This window comes from Pseudomonas sp. PME37.24/006 (assembly GCF_055556635.1).
Genome location: NZ_JBVHNL010000003.1, coordinates 49,816 through 71,350 on the forward strand (window position 1 = coordinate 49,816; position 21,535 = coordinate 71,350).

The 21,535-nt window shown below is 60.2% G+C and carries 22 protein-coding genes; 8 read left to right on the forward strand and 14 right to left on the reverse strand.

Translation table 11 applies throughout. The annotated features are described in order from the left end of the window. Positions 1-123 precede the first annotated feature (123 nt). Complete coding sequence (gene msrB / locus ACZ3GY_RS11085; protein ID WP_463565289.1) at positions 124-516, reverse strand: peptide-methionine (R)-S-oxide reductase MsrB; 393 nt, start codon at positions 514-516, stop codon at positions 124-126. A gap of 147 nt (positions 517-663) precedes the next feature. Here msrB and ACZ3GY_RS11090 point away from each other — a divergent pair, with 147 nt between their 5' ends. The 3 genes from ACZ3GY_RS11090 (at position 664) to htpX (ending at position 3,491) form a co-directional block, all read left to right on the forward strand. Further along, positions 664-1,875 (forward strand): pyridoxal phosphate-dependent aminotransferase, encoded by a 1,212-nt coding sequence (locus ACZ3GY_RS11090; RefSeq protein WP_465910065.1) that lies wholly within the window; start codon positions 664-666, stop codon positions 1,873-1,875. Positions 1,876-1,945: 70 nt separating this feature from the next. Continuing rightward, a complete protein-coding gene (locus ACZ3GY_RS11095; protein ID WP_225833130.1) occupies positions 1,946-2,392 on the forward strand; it encodes a hypothetical protein in 447 nt (148 codons plus the stop codon). A 226-nt stretch (positions 2,393-2,618) separates the two neighbouring features. Continuing rightward, positions 2,619-3,491, forward strand: coding sequence for a protease HtpX (htpX, locus tag ACZ3GY_RS11100; RefSeq protein WP_042556667.1), 873 nt, complete (start codon positions 2,619-2,621; stop codon positions 3,489-3,491). A gap of 81 nt (positions 3,492-3,572) precedes the next feature. On the opposite strand, the gene ACZ3GY_RS11105 is transcribed toward htpX, so the two are convergent. Next, complete coding sequence (locus ACZ3GY_RS11105; RefSeq protein ID WP_463565291.1) at positions 3,573-4,223, reverse strand: thiopurine S-methyltransferase; 651 nt, start codon at positions 4,221-4,223, stop codon at positions 3,573-3,575. Between the two features lie 106 nt (positions 4,224-4,329). Between ACZ3GY_RS11105 and ACZ3GY_RS11110 the strand changes: the two genes are divergently transcribed. Continuing rightward, a complete protein-coding gene (locus ACZ3GY_RS11110) occupies positions 4,330-5,097 on the forward strand; it encodes a DODA-type extradiol aromatic ring-opening family dioxygenase (RefSeq protein WP_463565292.1) in 768 nt (255 codons plus the stop codon). A 52-nt stretch (positions 5,098-5,149) separates the two neighbouring features. Here the strand turns inward: ACZ3GY_RS11110 and pabB are convergent, their stop codons facing one another. The 4 genes from pabB to ACZ3GY_RS11130 all read right to left on the reverse strand — a co-directional run bounded on the left by pabB (position 5,150) and on the right by ACZ3GY_RS11130 (position 9,986). Then, positions 5,150-6,505: an aminodeoxychorismate synthase component I gene (pabB, locus tag ACZ3GY_RS11115; protein ID WP_465910067.1), complete on the reverse strand. Its 1,356-nt coding sequence runs from the start codon at positions 6,503-6,505 to the stop codon at positions 5,150-5,152. Between the two features lie 157 nt (positions 6,506-6,662). Continuing rightward, the gene (locus tag ACZ3GY_RS11120; protein WP_465910068.1) at positions 6,663-8,363 is read right to left on the reverse strand and encodes a DEAD/DEAH box helicase; all 1,701 of its coding nucleotides are present in this window, start codon (positions 8,361-8,363) and stop codon (positions 6,663-6,665) included. Between the two features lie 335 nt (positions 8,364-8,698). After that, on the reverse strand, positions 8,699-9,097 hold the full coding sequence (locus ACZ3GY_RS11125) for an ester cyclase (RefSeq protein ID WP_465910070.1): 399 nt from the start codon (positions 9,095-9,097) through the stop codon (positions 8,699-8,701). A 115-nt stretch (positions 9,098-9,212) separates the two neighbouring features. Next, positions 9,213-9,986, reverse strand: a complete 774-nt coding sequence (locus tag ACZ3GY_RS11130; RefSeq protein ID WP_465910071.1) for a spermidine synthase — start codon at positions 9,984-9,986, stop codon at positions 9,213-9,215. A gap of 172 nt (positions 9,987-10,158) precedes the next feature. Between ACZ3GY_RS11130 and ACZ3GY_RS11135 the strand changes: the two genes are divergently transcribed. From ACZ3GY_RS11135 to ACZ3GY_RS11145, 3 genes are all read left to right on the forward strand, one after another. Beyond that, entirely contained in the window at positions 10,159-11,505 is a 1,347-nt protein-coding gene (locus ACZ3GY_RS11135) for a class II 3-deoxy-7-phosphoheptulonate synthase (RefSeq protein WP_465910072.1), read from the forward strand. Positions 11,506-11,679: 174 nt separating this feature from the next. Further along, positions 11,680-11,847, forward strand: a complete 168-nt coding sequence (locus tag ACZ3GY_RS11140; RefSeq protein ID WP_463565298.1) for a DUF2897 family protein — start codon at positions 11,680-11,682, stop codon at positions 11,845-11,847. Between the two features lie 59 nt (positions 11,848-11,906). Next, on the forward strand, positions 11,907-12,662 hold the full coding sequence (locus ACZ3GY_RS11145; RefSeq protein ID WP_465910073.1) for a CPBP family intramembrane glutamic endopeptidase: 756 nt from the start codon (positions 11,907-11,909) through the stop codon (positions 12,660-12,662). Between the two features lie 53 nt (positions 12,663-12,715). Here the strand turns inward: ACZ3GY_RS11145 and ACZ3GY_RS11150 are convergent, their stop codons facing one another. From ACZ3GY_RS11150 to ACZ3GY_RS11170, 5 genes are all read right to left on the reverse strand, one after another. After that, a complete protein-coding gene (locus tag ACZ3GY_RS11150) occupies positions 12,716-13,231 on the reverse strand; it encodes a hypothetical protein (protein WP_465910074.1) in 516 nt (171 codons plus the stop codon). A gap of 108 nt (positions 13,232-13,339) precedes the next feature. Beyond that, positions 13,340-13,927: a hypothetical protein gene (locus tag ACZ3GY_RS11155; protein ID WP_465910075.1), complete on the reverse strand. Its 588-nt coding sequence runs from the start codon at positions 13,925-13,927 to the stop codon at positions 13,340-13,342. Further along, entirely contained in the window at positions 13,924-14,520 is a 597-nt protein-coding gene (locus ACZ3GY_RS11160; RefSeq protein ID WP_463566073.1) for an RNA polymerase sigma factor, read from the reverse strand. Before ACZ3GY_RS11160 ends, ACZ3GY_RS11155 begins: the two co-directional genes overlap by 4 nt. Continuing rightward, on the reverse strand, positions 14,517-16,178 hold the full coding sequence (locus tag ACZ3GY_RS11165) for a vWA domain-containing protein (RefSeq protein ID WP_465910076.1): 1,662 nt from the start codon (positions 16,176-16,178) through the stop codon (positions 14,517-14,519). The genes ACZ3GY_RS11160 and ACZ3GY_RS11165 overlap by 4 nt, the downstream gene beginning before the upstream one ends. A gap of 413 nt (positions 16,179-16,591) precedes the next feature. Further along, positions 16,592-17,413, reverse strand: coding sequence for an AraC family transcriptional regulator (locus ACZ3GY_RS11170; protein ID WP_463565303.1), 822 nt, complete (start codon positions 17,411-17,413; stop codon positions 16,592-16,594). A 102-nt stretch (positions 17,414-17,515) separates the two neighbouring features. Between ACZ3GY_RS11170 and ACZ3GY_RS11175 the strand changes: the two genes are divergently transcribed. Then, a complete protein-coding gene (locus ACZ3GY_RS11175; protein ID WP_465910077.1) occupies positions 17,516-18,742 on the forward strand; it encodes an MFS transporter in 1,227 nt (408 codons plus the stop codon). Between the two features lie 33 nt (positions 18,743-18,775). Here the strand turns inward: ACZ3GY_RS11175 and ACZ3GY_RS11180 are convergent, their stop codons facing one another. From ACZ3GY_RS11180 to ACZ3GY_RS11190, 3 genes are all read right to left on the reverse strand, one after another. Further along, positions 18,776-20,218, reverse strand: coding sequence for an aminotransferase-like domain-containing protein (locus ACZ3GY_RS11180; protein ID WP_463565305.1), 1,443 nt, complete (start codon positions 20,216-20,218; stop codon positions 18,776-18,778). 182 nt (positions 20,219-20,400) lie between these two features. Further along, complete coding sequence (locus ACZ3GY_RS11185) at positions 20,401-21,210, reverse strand: OmpA family protein (RefSeq protein ID WP_465910079.1); 810 nt, start codon at positions 21,208-21,210, stop codon at positions 20,401-20,403. Continuing rightward, on the reverse strand, positions 21,207-21,479 hold the full coding sequence (locus ACZ3GY_RS11190) for a DUF4398 domain-containing protein (protein WP_465911013.1): 273 nt from the start codon (positions 21,477-21,479) through the stop codon (positions 21,207-21,209). The genes ACZ3GY_RS11185 and ACZ3GY_RS11190 overlap by 4 nt, the downstream gene beginning before the upstream one ends. Positions 21,480-21,535: the final 56 nt, after the last annotated feature.

Genomic DNA, 21,535 nt, shown 5'->3' on the forward strand with positions numbered 1-21,535 from the left:
CTCGCTGAGTAATGGAGCCAAAAGAATAGTTAGCAACTGAATTGCACACAATTCAATTGATCAAAAATAAGGCCCGCTATAAGCGGGCCGAATGATGATCACTCGCACAGCTGCGCTCGACGCCTAGCGCGGCACGTGCTTGAGCGACACCGAATTGATGCAATAGCGCTGTCCAGTTGGCCGTGGGCCATCAGGAAATACGTGACCCAGGTGAGCATCACAGTTGCTGCAGCGCACTTCGACACGGTGCATACCATGGCTGAAGTCTTCTAGCTCGGTGATGACATCGGCATTCAGCGGTTGGAAATAGCTTGGCCATCCACAGCCGGAATCGAACTTGGCATCGGAGTCGAACAATGGCGTGCCGCAGCACACGCATTCATAAACACCCGGCTCTTTGCTGTCGTGATATTCCCCGGTGAACGGACGCTCCGTACCGCCCAGGCGGCAGATATTGAACTGAGTGTCCGACAACTCCTCACGCCAGGTTTCCAGTGGTTTTTCGAGTTTGCTCACAGGCCGTCCTCCTCAGGATAAAAAAGCCCTATCTGTATCTTTGCCCGACTCAGGCTGACACGTATGATTCGACACCTCAACCCGCCACGGCTCGCCGCCGCCTCGGCCCGCTGAAGGCCGCACCTCTTCGATTCGGGATTCTTCACCATGCAGGTCAGCAAATCCAACAAGCTCGCCAACGTCTGCTACGACATTCGCGGCCCGGTGCTCAAGCACGCCAAGCGACTGGAAGAGGAAGGCCAGCGCATCCTCAAGCTGAACATCGGTAACCCGGCGCCGTTCGGCTTCGAAGCCCCCGAGGAAATCCTCCAGGACGTCATCCGCAACCTGCCCATGGCCCAAGGCTACAGCGACTCCAAAGGCCTGTTCAGTGCGCGCAAGGCGGTGATGCAGTACTACCAGCAAAAGCAGGTGGAAGGCGTCGGCATCGAAGACGTTTACCTGGGCAACGGTGTATCCGAGCTGATCGTCATGGCCATGCAGGCCCTGCTCAACAACGGCGACGAAGTGCTGATTCCCGCCCCTGATTACCCGTTGTGGACGGCTGCCGTGGCACTCTCCGGCGGCAATCCGGTGCACTACCTGTGCGATGAACAGGCCGGTTGGTTCCCCGACATCGCTGACATGCGCGCCAAGATCACCCCGAATACCAAGGCCCTGGTACTGATCAACCCAAACAACCCCACGGGCGCGGTGTACTCCCGGGAAGTGCTGCTGGAGATCGTAGAACTGGCACGCCAGCACAATCTGGTACTGTTCTCCGACGAAATCTACGACAAGATTCTCTACGACGACGCCGTGCATATCTGCACCGCATCCCTGGCCCCGGACGTGCTCTGCCTGACCTTCAACGGTCTGTCGAAGTCCTACCGAGTGGCCGGCTTCCGTTCCGGCTGGGTGGCCATCTCCGGCCCCAAGCACCGCGCGAGCAGTTATATCGAAGGCCTGGATATTCTCGCCAACATGCGCCTGTGTGCCAACGTACCCAGCCAGCATGCAATCCAGACCGCCCTCGGCGGTTACCAGAGCATCAACGACCTGGTACTGCCCAACGGCCGCCTGCTGGAACAACGTAACCGCACCTGGGAACTGCTCAACGAAATTCCGGGTGTCAGCTGCGTCAAACCCATGGGCGCGCTGTACGCCTTTCCGAAGATCGATCCCAAGGTCTGCCCGATCCATAACGACGAAAAATTCGTCCTCGACCTGCTGCTCTCCGAGAAGCTGCTGGTAGTTCAGGGCACTGCCTTCAACTGGCCGTGGCCGGATCACTTCCGAGTGGTCACCCTGCCCCGCGTCGATGACCTCGAACTTGCCATCGGACGTATTGGCACGTTTCTCAAGACCTACCGCCAGTAACCACGCTAGCGACTCACGGACGCCTGCTCAGGCATCCGTGATGCCACCAGCCTTACACAAGACTGAGCCCATGGATCTGCAGATCGACGACTTTTACAAGGACGCAGCCAGTAGCCTGCTGATGCTGTATCAGGTGTTCCCGCGCAAGGCTGCGCTGTATGTGGAAGACTTGATCGGCCGCGAAGAGCCTGACGAGTTCGGCCTGCCGAGCAAACGCCATCAAGCTTGCCTGGGCACACTGCTATGGCTAGCCGATGAAGGCTATCTGCGCTACGAGTCCACCATTGGCTATGACGCCCTGGATCAGGCCGTACTGAGCGAAAAAGGCTTTCTGCGTTTGTCGCGCGGTATCGCGCGCGCCCTACCGGATGGCGAGACGCCACCACCAGCGGTGAGTCGAGTGCAGGCCACATTGGCCTTTCAACTGCGCGAAGCGTTGGCTCAGCAACATGGTGAACGGATTGCGCGACTGACCCGACACCTGTTCGAACAACGCTCTGCGGAACATCGCCTGTAATCCCCACACCACTCAGTTATCTGCGATAAACGCGGTTTTTCTCGGTGGGGATTGAAATAAACCAGAAAATCCCAATCTAAGCACTGCCAGCGTTGCGCAGCAGAGTGCTCACGCCGTGGCCATGCGACACAGTTTGAAATAGTCACTCGGTTGAATAGCCACAGGGCGAGCCCTTATATAGCCGCCATATTGAGCCTGTATTTCCCGTGAGGAGTCGTTTCACACCATGATGCGCATTATGTTGTTCCTGGCAACCAACTTGGCAGTACTGGTCATCGCCAGCATTACCCTCAAACTGCTGGGGGTTGATCGCTTTACCGGCCAGAATCACGGCAGCCTGCTGATCTTCTGCGCCGTCTTTGGTTTTGCCGGCTCGCTGATCTCGCTCTTCCTGTCCAAATGGATGGCGAAGATGAGCACCGGCACCGAGATCATTACTCAACCACGCACCCGCCACGAACAGTGGCTGCTGCAGACCGTCGAAGAGCTGTCCCGCGAGGCCGGCATCAAGATGCCGGAAGTGGGTATCTTCCCGGCCTACGAGTCCAACGCCTTCGCTACCGGCTGGAACAAGAACGACGCATTGGTCGCCGTCAGCCAGGGCCTGCTCGAGCGCTTCTCGCCCGATGAAGTGAAAGCCGTACTAGCCCACGAAATCGGCCACGTGGCCAATGGCGACATGGTTACCCTGGCGTTGATCCAGGGCGTGGTGAACACCTTCGTGATGTTCTTCGCCCGTATCTTCGGCAACTTCGTCGACAAGGCGATCCTCAAGAACGAAGGCGGTCACGGTATCGGTTACTTCGTGGCGACCATCTTCGCCGAGCTGGTACTGGGCATCCTGGCCAGCATCATCGTCATGTGGTTCTCGCGCAAACGCGAGTACAAGGCAGACGAAGCCGGCGCTCGACTGGCTGGCACTGGCGCCATGATCGCTGCACTGCAGCGCCTGCGTGCCGAACAGGGCGTGCCAGTGCAGATGCCTGACAGCCTGACCGCTTTCGGCATCAACGGTGGTCTCAAAAACGGCTTGGCCGGCCTGCTGATGACCCACCCGAAGCTGGAAGATCGCATCGAAGCTCTGCGCCGCCTAGGCTGATAGCGACATGAACGAAAAAGGCGACCGCGAGGTCGCCTTTTTCGTATCTGTCATCCCTGCAGGGGATTTTCGATCAACCGTTCAGAGCAGCCGCAACCGATAAGCACGCTCATCCATGCGAGTGAGGCCACGGGCCCGGAATCGCTCTTCCATCGCGTCCTGGCTTTCCAGCAGCTCGCTATCCCAGACACTGCCGAATCCGCCTCGCACCTCAGCATCGCAGACGGAAAAGGGTGGCCCATCCATGAGGGCCTGATCGTAATCCAGGGTTACCAGCAAGCCCTTACTGCCCGCAGGCATTACGCACTGCAGGTGCCGGACATAACGCTCGCGCATCGCAGGCGGCAGGGCAATCAGGGCTGCGCGGTCGTAGAACAGCGCACAATCTGCGAGCTGCTCGCTACCGAGCGCGAAGAAATCACCACAGTACAACTCGATCCGTCCGTGCCGGTAAACTTTAAATGCACCTTCCTGGCTGACCGATGCTTCCAGTCTCTGCTCTTTAAAAAATGCCTCGACGGCGGTTTGTGTCAGTTCCACACCGATCACTCGATGACCGCGCTCGGCCAACCAGACCATATCCAGGCTTTTGCCGCACAAAGGCACCAGCACCCGAGCGCTATCCGCTGCCGCAAAGCTTGGCCAGTATCGCTGCAGGAACAGGTTGACCTCAGTGGCATGAAAACCGATCTGATTATTCTGCCAGCGCGTTTGCCAGAACGTTTCCTGCATGATGCCCCCATCAAACAATCGATAAATCAGATAATAACAGCCATCAAATAGCCGTTGTTCAGCCAGTCTAGCTGATAGATCATCTCTCTACCTTCAGGAGGTCATCATGCTACCCAGTCTGTTCATTTCCCATGGTTCACCCATGCTCGCCCTGCAGCCCGGCGCCAGCGGCGTGGCCCTCACCCGTCTTGCCGCGGATCTGCCGAAACCACGCGCCATCGTGCTGGTATCGGCACACTGGGAGAGCACCGAACTGCTGGTGATGAGCGCGGCCCAGCCACAGACCTGGCACGACTTCGGCGGCTTTCCTCCGGAGCTCTATCAGGTGCAATACCCCGCGCCCGGCAACCCGCAACTGGCAGAAGACATTGTGCAGCGCCTGAAAACAGCCGGCCTTCCCGCCCGTGCCGATGAGCGCCGGCCGTTCGATCATGGCTGCTGGGTTCCGCTGTCGCTGATGTATCCGCAAGCGGACATCCCAGTGGTGCAGGTGTCGCTGCCCAGCCACCAAGGCGCAGCCCTGCAGCTCCAGGTTGGCAAGGCTCTGGCCGGGCTGCGCGAGCAGAATGTCCTGCTGCTCGGCTCCGGTAGCATCACCCATAACCTCGGCGAGCTGGACTGGCGTGCCGCCCCGGAAAAGGCGACGTCCTGGGCCGCGGAGTTTCGCGACTGGGTGGTAGACAAGCTGCAGAGTGACGATCTAGAGGCGCTGCTCGACTACCGCCAGCAGGCGCCCCACGCTCGCCGCAACCACCCCAGCGAGGAGCATCTGCTACCGCTGTTCTTCGCCCGCGGTGCCGGCGGCACCTGCCGGATCGAACACCAGGGCTTCACCCTCGGGGCGCTGGGCATGGATATCTACAGCTTCGCCTAGCAGGTAGTTGAAAGCGTCGGCGATGGCAACTGAGGCAGTCATTTAACCGCTGCTAAAGGCAAAAGCGCTGCAGGGTACTGAGCAAAATCTGCACCTTGGTGATCGACTCCTGATACTCGGTCTGCCAGACCGAGTCGGCGACGATGCCACCGCCCCCCCAGCAACTGATCGTGCCGTCCTTGGCCAACAAGCTACGGATGGCGATAGAACTGTCCATCTCACCGCGCACATCCAGGTACAGCAGCGAACCGCAATACAGACCACGCCGCGCTGGCTCCAGCTCATCGATGATCTGCATTGCCCTGATCTTCGGCGCTCCCGTTATGGAACCGCCGGGAAAGGCCCCCAGCAGCAGATCCAGCGCGTCTTTATCAGCGGCCAGTTCGCCGGTCACTGCGCTGACCAGATGATGCACGTTCGGGTAACTCTCCAACGCAAACAGTTCGGGTACGCGTATCGAACCAATCGTGCAACTGCGGCCTAAATCGTTGCGCAGCAGATCAACGATCATCAGGTTCTCGGCGCGATCCTTGGGACTACCGAGCAATGCACGGGCGTTGTCGGCATCTTCCTGCTCGTTGCGTCCACGGGGCTGAGTCCCTTTGATCGGCCGGGTTTCCACCTGCCCCTTGCTGACCTGAATGAACCGCTCTGGCGAGAGGCTCAGCACCGCACCACCATCTGCCAGCGTCAGGTAGCCGGAAAACGGCGTCGGGCAGGCCTCACGCAGCGCGCAGTAGGCTTGCCAGGGCTCGCCCTGATAAGCGGCTCGAAAGCGCTGGGCGAAATTGACCTGGTAGCAATCACCGGAAGCGATGTAAGCATGAATGCGGGCGATGGCGCTGGCGTAGGCATCCGCTTCGATATCGGCCTGGAAGGGCCCAAGCAAGGCGAATGGCGCATCTTCCGCTACTACCGAGGGCGCTCCCTGGAACAGAGAGAGCAAACGCGCCTGCTCGCTGCTGGAGAGCGAGGGATGAAATACCAGTTGGCTGGTCTGCGCTTGGTGGTCGCTGATCAGTGCCCATGCGTACAGACCGAATACGGCATCGCCCAGACCCAGGTCGTCCCTGGCCTGCTCGGGCAGCACTTCGATGCGACGACCGAAATCGTAGCCGAGGTAACCCAGCAGGCCACCTGCGAACGGCAGCTCAAAGCCGACCGGCAGCTCGGCCTCGCCCAGCGCAGCCAAGCCCTCGCGCAAACGCGCGAAAAAGTTGGCGCCTGACTCGCCTTCCTGCGGGCTAAGGGTCGCCTGGGGCCAAGCGCTGAGCAGGTCGTAGCGCCCACGCGTGGCCGTCGGCCGCCCGGAATCCAGCAGCACCGCACCCGGTGCCTGGCGCACCCGCTCGAAATAAGCGGCAGGATCGGCCTGATAAGGCAGGGAATGGACAAGACAGGTAGACATTCAACACATCGCACAAACAAGGACGGCCGATTGTAGAGCCGCAGAAGGGATCGTCCTAGAGCTGTCGCCGCTTCGAGCGCCTGAGTGGACGATTTTTCAGTCACCGAAAACGACTCGGGGGAGCCAATGGCTCCCCCGAGTGTTACAGCATCGCTGATCAGTCTTCGCGATAACGGCGCAGCTTCAACGGCTTACCGGCAACGCGAGTGTCCTTGAGCTTGCCCAGCAGGTTCTCAAGACCTTCTTCTGGCAGTTCCACCAGGCTGAAGCTCTCGCGGATCTGGATGCGGCCGATGGCCTCACGAGCCAGACCACCCTCATTGAGGATTGCACCCAGCAGGTTTTTGGCAGCGATGCCATCACGCGCACCCAGCGCGGTACGGCAACGAGCACGGCCTTCGCCCAGCGGCATTGGCGCACGACGTTCGCGGTATTCACCACGCTCAGCAGTACTACGCTCACTGCTGCCGCGCTCACCATCACGCTCACGGCGCTCACGCGGAGCACCACCAGCGCCCGGCACGAGCGGCTGCTCGCGCTCAACACTGGCCAAGTCCAATGGCTGACCATTGGTGGCTTTTTTCAACAGCGCGGCGGCCAGGGCACGCAGGCTGCAACCGATATCAGCGGTCAGGCGATCAAGCAGCTCACCGTGGCTGGCTTCGGCATCAGCGACCAGCGGCGACAGGCTATTGGTCAACTTCTTGATACGCGCGTCCAGAACTTGCTGGGCGTTCGGCAGCTTGGCCTCGCCAACCTTCTGGCCGGTCACGCGTTCAATCACTTGCAGCATGCGGCGCTCACGCGGCGTCACCAGCAGCAGCGCACGGCCATCGCGACCGGCACGGCCGGTACGACCGATACGGTGCACGTAAGACTCAGGGTCGTACGGCATGTCGACGTTGAATACGTGAGTGATGCGCGGCACGTCGATACCACGGGCAGCGACGTCGGTGGCAACAACGATGTCCAGACGACCATCCTTGAGGGACTCGATCACGCGCTCGCGCTGGTTCTGGGCGATGTCACCGTTCAGCGCAGCAGCCTTGTAGCCCTTGGCTTCCAGCGCAGCGGCCAGATCCAGGGTCGCTTGCTTGGTGCGCACGAAGGCGATCAGTGCATCGAACTCCTCGACTTCCAGCAGACGCAATACGGCGTTGGTCTTCTGATCAGCATGGATCATCAGATGCGTCTGCTCGATACGCGAGACGGTCTGAGTCTTGGTGGCGATCTTGATGTGCTGCGGATCGCGCAGATGCTTCTCGGCAATGGCGCGAATCGAATGCGGCAGAGTTGCAGAAAACAGTACGCTCTGGCGGCTTTTCGGCATGGCTTCGAAGATCACTTCGAGGTCATCCATAAAGCCCAACTTGAGCATTTCGTCCGCTTCGTCGAGCACTAGGTACTGAATGGTCGACAGTACTTTTTCGTCGCGACGCAGATGGTCGACCAAGCGACCCGGCGTGGCCACGATAACCTGAGCGCCCTGGCGGATGGCTTTGAGCTGCGGGCCCATTGGCGCGCCGCCGTAGACAGCCACTACGTTCAGGCCAGGCATCTGCTTGGAGTAGGTCTCAAACGCGGTGGCAACCTGCAGGGCCAGCTCACGGGTTGGCGCGAGGATCAGCGCTTGTGGCTCACGCTTGCTCGGGTCTATTTTCGACAGTAACGGCAAAGCAAAGGCTGCAGTTTTACCGGTACCGGTCTGTGCCTGACCGATCATGTCCTGACCGGAAAGGATGACCGGAATGGCCTGAGACTGGATGGGCGACGGCTCTTCGTAACCGACAGCGAGTACAGCAGCGAGAATATTAGGGTGAAGTCCGAGTGCGGCGAAGCCGCCGATTTCCTGGGTCATGGGTCTGCCTCTAGTGCATCCGCAAAGACCCATGTTCCAAAGCTGCACATGCCATGTAGGACCTTGTGGGTCACCCTGGCAGCCTGGTCGGCGGGGATTTGCGAAAACGTGGTGGAAAGTGAATCGTCAAGATAGCCCGCTTGGCGGACTGGCTGCCGGAAATAGCTTCCCGGCGAGTTGCACGACTTGAACGTGGCCATGAATTGGCCGGCGCGTACTATACCGGAATTTCCACACGCATGTGTTGTTTTTACAACAATAAAGCCGCTCTTCAGCTAGACGCCAGCCCTTCCGCGACATTGTGCCGCAGCCTTGCTGCCGGACTGATCGGCCGGTCAGACCCGGCCTGCCAACTGAGCCTCGATCGCCGCCTTGTCGACGACCGACCAGACCTCGGCGATCTTGCCAGCGCTGAACGCATAAAAGACGTTTTCGCTGAAGGCGACTTTGCGGCCATTCACCGGCAGATCGAGAAACCGGCCTTTCGGCGAGCAGTGAAAATCCAGGCGGCTGGCGACGACTGACTCTTCGCAGGTCAGCAAGCGAATATTGAAGCGCAGGTCGGGAATCTCGCGAAAGTCCCGCTCAAGCATTTCGCGGTAACCGGACAAGCCCAAACGCCGGCCATTGTGAATCGCATCGTCATGAACGAAATTTCCCAGATTTGCCCAATCCTGAAGATTGAGGCAATCGATATAAGCGCGATATATCACGCGAAGATCTTGCTCGCTCATGGCATCGCTCCGTCAACATGGTTCTAGGGGCTGATCAGCTTTCAGTGCACCTCACGTTGCAGCGAAAGCTGATCAGCCCCTAAAAGGACATTGCAGATGCTGGTTAATTCCGGCCTCAACTGGCCATGCGCACGGCATTGATCAACGGCAGCAGCGAATAACCGAGCCGCCCCGCCAAGGCTTCAGCGCGGCGGCTTACAGCCTCGCGATCAAAGCGCTGATCGAGTTCGGCAGGCACTAGCACCACCACGTTGCCCTCCACCACCGGGCACTCCCAGTAATGACGGTGGTAAAGCCCGCGCAGCAGCGCCGCGCCCAAGGGCTTGCCATCCTCACCTGCCCATTGGTTGATGATCAGCCAACCACCCGGATTGAGCTTGGCTCGGCATTCATCGAGAAAGCGCCAAGCCAGGTGGCCAACACCGGGGCCGGTATCGGTATAGAGGTCAACGAAGATCAGATCCGCAGTTTCCGCACTCGGCAACAGCTCCATGGCATCGCCAATGCGTATGGTCAGCCGCGGATCGTCTTCCAGCCCCAGATATTCCATGGCCAGGCGCGGCACATCAGGGCGTAGCTCGATGGTCTCGACATCCTCGAGCGGCAGGAACTTCAGGCAGGCCTGAGTCAGGTTGCCCGCGCCAAGACCGAGGAACAGCGCTGTCTCCGGGGCTTCATGGCACAGCGCGCCAGCAAACATGGCACGGGTGTAGTCATACTCCAGCCAACTCGGGTCGGCGGTGAATACGCAGCTCTGCTCGATCGACTCACCGAACTCGAGAAAACGGTATTCGCCAATCTCCACAACACGGATCACGCCAAAGTCATCGTGCACCTCAGCCAGTACCACCTCTTCCTTCATGTCCTCCACCGGGGGCAAGCCAGGCATGCGCAGATTCTCCACCATCGCGTTCCCCGGCTCAGGCCGGGCTGAGACCGATTGTCGATGATGCACAGCGTTCAGGTCACGCGCTAAATGCCCGGCAATAGCGCGAACGTGCATGCATTGAGGCCCACAGGGATCGGTTACCATGGCTTACCGTCAAATAAGAGATGCCACCATGAGTCAGCCTTGGAGCCCCGACAGTTGGAGAAGCAAATCGATCCAGCAACAACCCCTCTATCCAGATGCCGCCAAGCTGAGTCAGGTCGAACAGAGTTTGGCCAGTTTTCCGCCACTGGTGTTCGCCGGAGAGGCACGGGAGCTGCGCAAGCAGTTTGCCGAGGTTACCCAGGGCCGGGCATTTCTGCTGCAGGGCGGCGACTGCGCGGAAAGCTTCGCCGAGTTCAGCGCGGCGAAGATCCGCGACACCTTCAAGGTATTGCTGCAGATGGCAATCGTCATGACCTTTGCTGCCGGCTGCCCGGTGGTGAAAGTCGGGCGCATGGCCGGCCAGTTCGCCAAGCCGCGCTCGGCCAATGATGAAACCATCGACGGCGTCACCCTGCCCGCCTACCGCGGCGATATCGTCAACGGAATCGGCTTCGACCCGGCCAGCCGGGCGCCCGATCCCCAGCGTCTGTTGCAGGCCTACCACCAGTCCACCGCCTCGCTGAACCTGTTGCGCGCCTTCGCCCAGGGTGGCTTTGCCGACCTGCACCAAGTGCATCGCTGGAACCTCGATTTCATCGCCAACTCGGCATTGGCGCAGAAGTATCACCAGTTGGCCGACCGCATCGACGAAACGCTGGCATTCATGCGCGCCTGCGGAATGGACAGCGCAGCCCAGGTCCGCGAAACCAGCTTTTTCACCGCCCACGAAGCACTGCTGCTCAACTACGAAGAAGCCTTCGTGAGGCGAGACAGCCTCACCGGCGACTTCTACGACTGCTCAGCACACATGCTGTGGATCGGCGATCGTACTCGCCAGGTGGACGGCGCCCACGTCGAGTTCCTGCGTGGCGTGGGCAATCCCATCGGCGTGAAGGTTGGCCCGAGCATGACCGACGAGGACTTGATTCGCCTGATCGACATCCTCAATCCGGACAACGATCCGGGTCGCCTCAATCTGATCGTGCGTATGGGCGCCGACAAGGTCGAAGCCGGCCTGCCACGACTGATCCGCACCGTGCAGCGCGAAGGCCGTCAGGTGCTGTGGAGCAGCGACCCGATGCACGGCAACACCATCAAGGCCTCGAGTGGCTACAAAACCCGTGATTTCGCGCAGATCCTCGCCGAAGTTCGGCAGTTCTTTGCCGTACATCATGCCGAGGGGACTTACGCTGGCGGCATACACATCGAAATGACCGGCCAGGACGTTACCGAGTGCATCGGCGGCGCCAAGCCGATCACCGAAGCAGGCCTGTCCGACCGCTACCACACTCACTGCGACCCGCGGATGAATGCCGATCAGTCCCTGGAACTGGCGTTCATGATTGCCGAAACCCTGAAGCAGGTGCGCCGTTAGGACGGGATAAGCGACGGTGGATCAGACTGCAATGATTCACCGTCATCAGCCTGCCAAGCTCACATGCCCTTCCCTGCTTTAACCTGAACGAAGCCAACCGACCAACGGTCTTCTGTAAAGAGCCGATCAACACCGACCTTATCAAGGCTCACCTATCCATAGAAGGAGTCGTATATGCCCTGGTATGCCTGGTTGATTCTGATTGTGGCAATCGGCTCCATTGTCGGTGGCCTGCTTATGCTACGTGACACGGCGAAGAAACTGCCGCTCAGTGAAGATCAGCTGAAACGCATCCATGAGCGCAACGTCGAGCAGGATGCCAAAGACGCTCAGGATCGCTGATCGTCCTCGAGCAACCTAGGTCACTGCCCTGTAAACTGCGCCTCCGATCAGGAGGCGCAATGCCCTTATCTCTCCGACTGCTATTGCCGGTTTCCACCCTCGCGACGGGTGTGATCCTGGGCTTCATCGAGCCAGTGGGATTGCTCGTCGCCTGCCTGTTCATCGCCCTGGTGCTTGTTGCTGACCGTCTGCCCGCGCGGATCTGGTATGCATTGGTGCTGATCGCCAGCCTACTACTGGCAGCGCACCTGCTGCCCGGCTTCGAACCCTGGATTATTAGGGAGCCCGAGCGGGTCAGCAGCGACGCGCCGCCCTATCTGCTGCGGCTGTCGTGGGACAAACTGCTGGTGGGTTGCACCCTGCTCGCCTGGTGGCTTGGCTTGCCCTCACAACAAGGCGACAAACCGATGCTGGCCATGCAGGTATATGTGGCGACACTGCTCACAGTGCCCACTCTGGCACTGCTGCTGGGAGTCGTGGCCTGGCAGCCGAAGTGGCCCGACATGCTCTGGCCCTGGCTGATCGTCAATGTGGGGGTGGCCGTGCTGGCGGAGGAGTTGCTGTTTCGTGGTCTGCTGCAGCGGTGCCTGGTCGAATGGCTCGGCACCTGGCAGGGAATTCTCTGCGCGTCCCTGCTGTTCGGCGCCGCACATATTCCGTTCAGCCCATGGTTCGCGGTAGTGGCGACCATCGCCGGGGTCGGCTACGGCCTGGCATTTCATCTGACCGGCCGGCTGAGCGTCGCCATCACCCTGCATGGGCTGGTCAACCTGCTGCATTTCACGCTGCTGAGCTACCCGATACGTCTCGGCTGATTGTTATGGCCTGAAACCGAGACGAGGGGGCGACTCAGTACGTGCAGTCCTGGTTAACGGCGAAACTCGAAATGCAGCTCTGCACCTTCGACCGAATTGGAAAACTCGGTGCCGGCCTCCCCGGTCAGCAGCTTGCCGCTGAGCTGGAAGGGGTTGAGCGAAGGTTTCTTCTCATCAAAGAACGCCGGCAGGATTGGCGGTAGCCCATCCTCGGCAGCCCGGTTTTCGGCGTCGAGCTGGGCGGCCAGTTCTTTTGGCAGACTCAAATCCAGCTTGGTCTTGGGTGGAGCCTGCACGACTTTCTGTGTTTTTTTCTCGGGCTTGGCCCGTTCTGCGGTCTTTTTGGCGGCCGCAGCAGGCTCAGCTTTCTCTACCGCCTCTGCGGCAGGCGGAGGTGCAACCTCTTTGGTCGCGGCCTCGGCAGGCTGCTTGGCTGGCTCGGCTGGCTGGCTGGTGGTAACCGCCGGCTCACTGTTCTTGCGCGGCGTCTCCCCGCCCTGCTCATCGGAGCCACAAGCGCTCAGCAGCACGGCAAAGAGTATTGGCAATAGGTAACGCGTCGAGGTCATCGGGGCAGTTCACGCAGTTGCGTTAAAAACTCATTCTAAAACGCCTGAAAAATAACGCCAGCCGGGCTGCACGAATGGCAGCACCGCCTGTCGATCCATAGTGGTGCGTTATGGTTGCGGCAAACGCATCAGCTCGGCCTCGACGTCCAGATCGGGATGTTGCTCCCTTAAGCGCTCGACCCGCTGCTCGGCCTCTTCCCCCTCGCCGCGCGCCCGCAGATCGGCGATCTCACGCAGCGCGTTCAACACATTGCCCGGCAATGGCGCGGTCTTGGCCGCCATGCGTGCAACGATCTTTGGCGCCTCGACCGCTTCGGCCATTACCGAACTCGCCGCAGGGCTTGGCGGCGCCTGCAATGCCATCGGTGCAGGAGCCTGGCGCTGCATCGCTGCTGGCGGCGCGTCATAGGTTGGCGGTACCTGCTCGAGGGTTTTCAGGCTCAGGCCAAGCCCCAACCCGAGCACCGCCAGACAGCCAAAGGCTGCCGACCAGCGCCCGCGCCCGGATGCGCCAGCCAACCAGCCCAGCAAACGCTGCCAGGCACTCTGCGCCTGCGGCTCTTGTGGCCTCGAGGCCTCGGCGGCGGCAGCCAGAATGCGGGTATCCAGCGCGGACGATGGCTGCTCACGATCGCACTGGCGCACGTGCCGCAGCAGAGCCTCGTCGCGCTCGAGATCGCGCGGATGATCGTTCATGGTGATACCTCTTCGGTCACGCTGAGCAGGCGACGCAATTTCTGCATCGCATAGCGCAGGCGACTTTTTACCGTTTCTGCCGGCGTGTGGGTCAGCTCGGCAATCTCGTGCAGCTCCAGATCGGCATGGGCGCGCAACAGAAAAACTTCGCGCTGCTCCGCAGGCAGGTCATCGAGTGCAGCCTGGATCCGCGCCTGATCCTGGCTAAGACTGAGTTGCTGCTCAGGATCAGGATCGCCACTGGCCTGGTCATGCAACTGCTCGTCGAACACGTCCTCATGCTGCTGACGCTTGCCATGCTTGCGCCAGTGGTCAATCAGGCGGTTGCGGGCGATCTGGTAGAGCCAGGTCTTGAACAGCACCGCCGCCTCGCGCTGCAGGGACTCACTGCGGATCAGGCTCATCCAGGTGTCCTGGAATACCTCTTCGGCGACCGCATGGTCGCCACACAAACCGAGCAGAAATCGAAACAGGCCAAGGCGATGCCGCTCGTAGAGTTGCGTAAAGGCAGCGGCATCGCCGGCCCGGTAGCGACGCAACAGCTCGGCATCGCCGGGCTCGACGGCAGTTGGGGGATTGGCGGTCACACTCAGTCGACTCCGGTAGCGCGGGAATCGCCAGTTTGCAGGCTTTGCGCCAGTTCCACCAGTTGCACGAACTCATTGCGCAGACCGAACGGATCGTCGCCACGACTGCCCCGCGCCAGCGCCGCCGTAGCGGCCCAGTCGAAGCTTGTGGTGTAGCGGCCACCGCTCAGTTGCTGGGCGAAGGCTGCCACGGAGGCCGCAAAACGCAGATCCTCACTGGCCTTGCTGATCGGCGTGTAGGACGCAGGCGCCTCGATGGCTGTCTCCAGTAGACGGCTGTGGTTCTGCTCGGGCGTCTTGTAACGGATGCGTAGCCAGGCCAGCTCGCTGTCGCCTGAGGTCGTTTGCGCCGCCTGACGATAGCGCAGCGGCTCCAGCCAACCCTGGTTGCCGACCGGCACGATCTCGTACAGCGCGGTCACGCTGTGCCCGGCACCGATGTCGCCAGCATCGACCTTGTCATTACTGAAGTCTTCACGCTTCAGGGCTCGATTCTCGTAACCGAGCAGACGGTACTCGCTGACCTGAGCGGGATTGAACTCGACCTGAATCTTCACATCCCGGGCGACCGTGGCTAGGGTCGAACTAAGCTGCTCGATCAGCACCTTGCGCGCCTCGCGCAGGTTGTCGATGTAGGCGTAATTGCCATCCCCGGCGTCGGCCAGTTGCTCCATCAGCAGCTCGTTGTAATTGCCCGTACCGAAACCCAGCGTGGTCAGCGAGATACCGCTCTTGCGCTTGTCGGCAGCGAGCGCCTTGAGGCTCTCGAAGTCGCTGATGCCGACATTGAAATCACCATCGGTGGCCAGCAGGATGCGATTGATGCCGCCTTTGATGAAGCCCTTCTGCGCCTGCTGGTAGGCGAGCTGGATGCCCGACTCCCCCGCCGTCGAACCGCCAGCCCGCAACTGCTCGATAGCCGCGCGGATATCCGCTTTGCGCGAGCCCGACGTCGGCTCCAGCACCACACTGGAGTCACCGGCATAGACCACCAACGACACGCGATCCTGAGCACGCAACTGGTCGACCAGCAGCTTCAGGGTGCTCTGCACCAGCGGCAGGCCATCTGGGCGATCCATCGAACCGGATACGTCGACCAGGAACACCAGGTTGGCGGCCGGCAACTCGGCGACCTGCAGGTCGGACGCCTTGATGCCGATCCGCAGCAGGCGGCTCTGCGGGTTCCAGGGCGTCACCGCCAGCTCGCTGCCGACCCCGAACGGCGCGTTGCCGCTGGGCACCGGATAGGCATAGGGAAAGTAATTGACCAGCTCCTCGAGGCGCACCGCTTCGGCCGGTGGTAACCGCCCCTCGTTCAGAAACCGCCGTACATTGGCGTAGCTGCCGGTATCCACGTCGATGCTGAAGGTCGACACCGGTGCCTCGGCAACCGACTGCACGGGATTGGCGGTCAGGCGCTGGTACTGCTCGCGACTGGCTTCGGTGACTGCCGCATAGGCATGATCAGCGGCGATTGGCGCGGCCATGCGCGTCATCATCGGTGCGGGACGAACCTGTTTCTGGATCGATGCAGCTTCAGTGGCAACCGGTGGCTCGCTGCGCGACGCCTCGGCAGCATCGTCATGACTGGCAGTGCAGGCAGCCAAAGACAGCACAACGCTGCCAGCAAGGCCACACAACAGAGGTTGGGGAATCATTTTCATGGTGCATCTCCTAGATAAAAAGAGTCGCTCTGATCCAGTAGACGCAGGCACCCCGCGTTTCGGGTTAACCGGGGCTCGTATGAAAGATCGCCGAACGCAGATACTTGCGCACGCAATCTAGGGTCTGTTGACGTTTCAGCGCGAGCCGCGTTGCTGCGAGAAATCTCGCCAGGCTAGGCGGAGGACGCAGGGAATTGTTGTTCCCTTGCCAAGTCCTCCAACGACGCATGGCGAGATTTCCCGCGCAACCCGCAGGGCCGGGCTCGTTTTGCCGAGATGCTGCGTTTCTCGGTGGCTCATTTGGCCAGCCAAATTTCGCACCTCGTGCCTTGCCTCGCGACAAAACGGGCTCCGGCGCGGCCGTGCGTGAAACCTCAACAAACCCTAAGATGGGGCGCCGCTAAAAAAGTGGCTTATCGAAAAAAGTTGCTGGGGGGCGTACCGAATTGCTTCTTGAACATGCTGGTGAACGCGCTTGGGCTTTCGTAGCCAAGCTCGCCAGCGATATTGATGATCTTCTCGCCCCCGGCAATTCGCTCCAGAGCGAGAAGCAGGCGAGCCTGCTGACGCCACTGACCAAAGGTCATCATCGTGCCTTTTTGAAATAGCCGCTGAATGGTTTTTTCATCCAGGTTCAGCCGAGCACTCCATTCGGATAGCGTGGAAGCGTCTCCGGGATCCGCCTGCAGGGTCGAACAGATAACCGTGATGCGTGGATCAGTTGGCTGCGGCAGATGTAGCGGCAGCGTCGGCAAGACTGCCAGCTCATCCAGAATCAGGCTCATCACTCTCGCCTCGCGCGAGTTCTGCAGGTACGGCTCCGCTATGTAGACAGAAGCCTTGATCAGTTCACTCAGAAGGGGAGAAATGCTCACGGCCCTGGTTTCGGTTGGCAAATCCGTCAGTTCATCAGGTCGTACGAAAACGCTGCGCATCTTTACAGGCCCTACGCAGCGAACCTCGTGAGTTTCTCCACTTGGCATCCAGAGGCCTCGACTCGGCGGCACAATCCATTGGCCCAATGCCGAGCGCACGACCATGACCCCCTGAATGGCGTAAATCAGCTGATGCTTGTTATGGCAATGAGGCGCGATATGCCAATCGCTCGGGTAATCGGTAGCGCTGCACCTGACCCGCCAATCCACGGCATCGATCTCACTAACGAGCTCATTCAGTAACTTGATCATTTCGCCCTTTTTGAGACAGTTATATCCCCATTCCCGCGAGACAGACATTTTCATCGCGCCTAGGATAGCGCCGAACCCTGAAATCCAGCAGCGAATTTCCGTCGGGCAGACTGCCTGCCGAGCACGCTGCTTTGTCTGGAAGCGTCTCGTATGTCGATCAGCTCCACTTCCCCTGCAACTGCACCCAGTTCAGTCGCTGAACAGGCCAGCCCTCTGGTCATGCGCGTGATCGGCGCCTGCGCCCTCGCGCACCTGATCAATGATCTGATTCAGGCAGTACTGCCGTCGATCTACCCCATACTCAAGGCCAATTATGGGCTGACCTTCACCCAGGTCGGCCTGATTACTCTGGTATTCCAGCTCACCGCTTCGCTGTTGCAGCCCTGGGTTGGCTATCACACTGATCGCCACCCCAAACCCTGGCTGCTGCCTGCCGGTTCGCTGTGTACCCTGGTTGGTATTCTGCTGCTGGCTTTCGTTGACAGCTTTCCGGCAATTTTATTGGCCGCAGCCCTGGTTGGTATTGGCTCTTCGACTTTCCATCCGGAGGCCTCGCGGATCGCCAGGCTAGCCTCAGGCGGCCGCTTTGGCCTGGCGCAGTCGACCTTTCAGGTGGGTGGCAACACCGGCAGCGCCTTCGGCCCATTACTGGCAGCCGCCATCGTCATTCCATACGGCCAGGGCCACGTGGCCTGGTTCGGCCTGTTCGCCGTATTCGCGATACTGGTGCTCTATGGCCTGAGCCGCTGGTACCGCAATCACCTCAACCTATTTAGACTCAAGCAAGGTGGCCAGGCAACTCATGGGCTGTCGAAGCGGCGGGTAACTGCAGCCTTGGTGGTGTTGGCGCTGCTGGTATTTTCCAAGTACTTCTACATGTCCGGCTTCACCAGTTTCTTCACCTTCTACCTGATCGAGAAATTCGGCGTCTCCATCGCCAGCTCTCAGTTGTATCTGTTCCTGTTTCTCGGCTCGGTCGCTGCGGGCACTTTCTTCGGCGGACCGATTGGCGATAAGGTCGGGCGTAAAAAAGTGATCTGGTTTTCAATTCTCGGCGTAGCTCCCTTCACCTTGGTGCTGCCCCACGTCGACCTGTTCTGGACCGGCGTACTGAGCATGATCATCGGCTTCATTCTCGCCTCGGCCTTTTCGGCCATCGTGGTCTTCGCCCAGGAGCTGATGCCCGGTAACGTCGGCATGATTGCGGGCCTGTTCTTCGGCATGATGTTCGGGTTCGGGGGTATCGGCGGCGCATTCCTGGGCTATCTGGCGGATATCCACGGTATCGAATACGTATTTTTCCTGTGCTCGTTCCTGCCGTTACTGGGAATCCTGACGATTCTGCTGCCTTCTACGCGAGCAAGTAGCGGCGCCTGAACAGGCCTCACCGGTTATGCATAAGGTAGGCCTCTAGAACCCGCTGGTCGCCGCCTCCTGACAGAGCTGACTGGCCAGCATGCCCAGGGTCATCAGCGCGCGCTCCGCTTCGCGATTCCACGGGATACCGCAGTTGAGGCGCACACAGTGATTGAACTGCTCGGTGTTACTGAAGATCAACCCCGGCGCGATGCTGATGCCCTGCTGCAAAGCACTGACATGCAGATCCTTGGTGTTGACCCGCGCGGGCAGGCTGACCCAGAGGATAAAACCGCCATTGGGCCGAGTGATCTGCGTGCCTTCGGGAAAATACTGCTGCACAGCCAACTGAAAGGCGCTGAGGTTCTTGCGGTATTCCTGACGGATATGCCGCAGGTGGCGGTCATAGCCACCATTCTCCAGATACGCTGCCACGGCCATCTGGGTGACGCTGCACGCCGAGTGGGTGGTGAACATCTGCAGCCGTTGGACTTCGTCGTGATACTTGCCAGCGATAATCCAGCCAATCCGTACGCCCGGTGACAAGGTCTTGGAAAAGCTCGAGCAGTACACCACACGCCCTTCCAGATCCCCGGCCTTGAGCGCCTTGGTACGCCCCTGCTCGAACATCAGCTCACCGTAGATATCGTCTTCGACAATCTGGATATCGAAGTCGCTGGCCAGGCGCAGCAGCTGTTTCTGCCGGGCCTCGGGAATGGTGCCGCCCAGTGGGTTACTCAAGCGCGCGGTCAGCACCAGCGCCTTGATCGGCCACTGGCTGGCAGCCAGTTGCAGAGCCTCGACGCTGATCCCGGTGGTTGGATCACTGGGGATTTCGATGACCTTGAGACCGAGCAAATCGGCCAGTTGCAGCAGGCCATAATAGGTCGGCGATTCGGTGGCGATCAGGTCGCCGGGGCGCGTCAGCACACGCAGCGACATCTGCAGCGCATCAACGCAACCGTGGGTAATCACCACTTCCGAAGGATCGACCAATACGCCTGCATCGCGCATACGGATCGCCACCTGCCGGCGCAGTGGCTCGAAACCTGGGCTGAACATGTAGCTGAAGGCGCGTGGACTCTGAAAGCGGGTGACCTTGGCAAGTTGCTGATGCAGCGATCGAACTGGAAGGTAGTCGACGTGAGGAACCGCAGCACCGAGCGGAAACACACCCTCGCGGCGCGCTTCGCCTAGCACCTGATTGATGATACTGCTACGCGTCACCAGGCCGGGTCGCTCGACCCGAGCGATATCAGGGGTATCGGCGGTCAGCGCTGGCGTCTGATGGACATAGAAGCCGGACTGCGGCCGCGCACGGATCAGGCCAAGGTCTTCCAGGTTGGCATAAGCCTGCAACACCGTGGCGTGGCTGACGCTGAGCTGAGCACTCATTTTGCGCACCGAAGGCACCCGCTCGCCGGGCTGATAGACGCCACGACGGATATCGTCCGCCAGCTGCTGAGCGATACGCTGATAGAGCAACAGATTGGTCATGGCTGTCTCATCCCGGTACTGAACCATAACAGTACTCCAAGTGAATGTTTCTGTACCGGTACAGCCCTGAAATATCTCGACGATACAGCCGCTTGTGACAGCCCAAAGAGTGAACGCCAGAGATGGCAGGCCATAAAAAACCCCGCCCTGAAGTACAGTGACGGGGTTCCTGGCCGGCAGACTTAGCGAGTGCTGCCTAAACGCCCCTGCTCATCGGAGAACACGATCTCGACCCGGCGGTTCTGCGCACGGCCCTTGGATGAGGCGTTTTCCGCGACCGGGAAGCTCTCGCCAAAGCCTTGTACCTCAATACGTTTGGCATCCACACCCAGATCGATCAGCGCATCGGCGACGGTCTGCGCGCGGGTTTTGGACAAGAGCAGATTTTCCTCGCGCTTGCCGCTGCTGTCGCTGTAGCCCTCGATACGCACGATGCGCCGCGGGTTCAATTGCAGAAACTGCACCAACTTCAATACGGTACGGTTGGCGTTGGTTTTGAGACGTACATCACCGGCATCAAACAGCACGTCACCAAGCGTCATCACCAAGCCGCGATCCGTCTGCGCGGTTGCCAGACTAACGATCTGCTCCTCAAGCCAGGCGTTCTGTTCTTGTACGCTGGTCAGCTTGGCTTCGCGCAATGCCAATTGCAGGCGCTGGCGCTCAAGTTCCAACCTGGCCGCGCGCTCCTGATCCATGGCGAGTTGAGCATGTTCACGAGCGATCTCGCTGTAACGCTGGCTCAGGTAAGCGTAGTGAGCCACATCGTCGGCGCTGCCCCAATAGCCGGACAACCGTTCGGCACGCCCCAAAGACTCGCCCGCACGGATGACGTCCTTAGGGGCGCTACGCAGCACTTGAGGATCCTCCTTGACTGCCTGAAAGCTGGCTCGGGCAGCCTCCAACGTAGCGCTATGTTCGTCATTGAGCCCGGCACAACCCGCCAGGGAAATACCGAGCAGCACCACGGTGCATGCGCGCAACCGGCTCATGGCATCGCTCCGAGTTGATTGCGCAGCCGTTCGTTATGGCGATTCAACTCCACAAGTTGCGCCTGACTGCGTAGCGTCAGCACGCGAGCCTCCGCCAGACGGGCATCGAGCTCGGCCTGTTCAGCCTGAATACGCGCGGCGCGATACGCCTTATCGTCCATGGCGGTACGCGCCTGGGCAAGTTTGTCTTCCGCTTGGGCCAACTCGGCGACAGTCTCGCCGGCTGCAACGGTACGAGCCTGCTCGACCACCTGCTCGGTCAGACGCATCTGCTCACTGGGAGCTGGATCGCTGGCACAGCCCTGAAGTAACAGCAGCGCCAGAG